This is a genomic window from Saccharibacillus qingshengii, assembly GCF_013185195.1.
Classification (GTDB): domain Bacteria; phylum Bacillota; class Bacilli; order Paenibacillales; family Paenibacillaceae; genus Saccharibacillus; species Saccharibacillus qingshengii.
The window spans coordinates 1-1,050 of record NZ_JAAZWC010000081.1; the positions used below are offsets into that span (position 1 = coordinate 1).

Here is a 1,050-nt window from a genome sequence, read left to right on the forward strand (position 1 = left end):
CCTGAATCCTGCACCTGCACCCTGACATTTTCTTTTTCTCTAAAAACTTGAACACTTACTGAACCACCCATGGGTGTATAGTGAAGCGCGTTACTTAAAACGTTGATCATTACCTGTAAAATACGGTCCCGATCCACATTGACAACAATTTGTTCAGCTGCTTTAAATTTTAGATCTACTTGCTTTTCAACAAATGCAGCTCCCATCACTTCTATACTTTTCACTATTACTTCATTTAAGTTTTCTTTCTTTAAATTCAAGGAAAATTCCGGCGAATCCATTTCATTCAGTTTCTCCAAATCTGCCACCAATTTAATTAGTCGTTCTACTTCTTCGTAACAAGAATAGATTCGTTTAGGTGTGGGTTCCCATATGCCATCTTGGAAAGCTTGCATATGACTTTTCAACGTAGTTAAGGGCGTTCGAAGCTCATGAGCAATATCTTCCGACAAAGCAGAACGTAAACCTTCTTGTATTTGTAGCTGCGCCGCAAGATGATTTAAAGAAGAAGCCAAATCATTTAATTCATCGTCGGTATTTGTCTGAATCCGTATACTCCATAATCCCCTTCGCATTAACTCGGCTGATTCCTTCATTTGAATAAGGGGCTGAGAAATCTGCTTAGCAATACGTAGGCCAAGAAAAATCGCTAAAAAAACAGAAATGATAAACGTCCATAATGTAGTTTGCAGTAACGCTTCCTCCAAGTGATGATTTAACTTAATAATATTAGAGGAAATTGTTCCTGCTTGTTGGACATAAAGACCAATATGATAATGAATACTGATAAGTAAAGTTAACATTGTCAGTGTTAATAATAATATGCCCATGAAAACAAACAAAAAAACCAATTTCGTATATAATGTTTTTTTCATTATTGATCTCCTTGAAATCGATAGCCTGCTCCATAAACTGTTTGAATCATATATGGATTTCTAGGGTCTCTTTCTATCTTGGAACGAAGGTTTTTTATATGCTGATCAATTGTACGGGTACTCCCTTCAAAATCATAACCAAGTACTCGCTCAACCAAGTCATCTCTTGTAAAGA

2 protein-coding genes are annotated in these 1,050 nt (G+C 36.2%); both read right to left on the reverse strand.

Features of this window, described 5'->3' with window-relative positions; translation table 11 throughout:
* Positions 1 to 875, reverse strand: an 875-nt coding sequence (locus HRQ60_RS23425) for a sensor histidine kinase (protein WP_172201029.1), incomplete at its 3' end; no start/stop codon positions are given.
* A partial coding sequence (locus HRQ60_RS23430; RefSeq protein ID WP_172201032.1) for a winged helix-turn-helix domain-containing protein occupies positions 875 to 1,050 on the reverse strand: 176 nt, incomplete at its 5' end. The genes HRQ60_RS23430 and HRQ60_RS23425, both read right to left, overlap by 1 nt.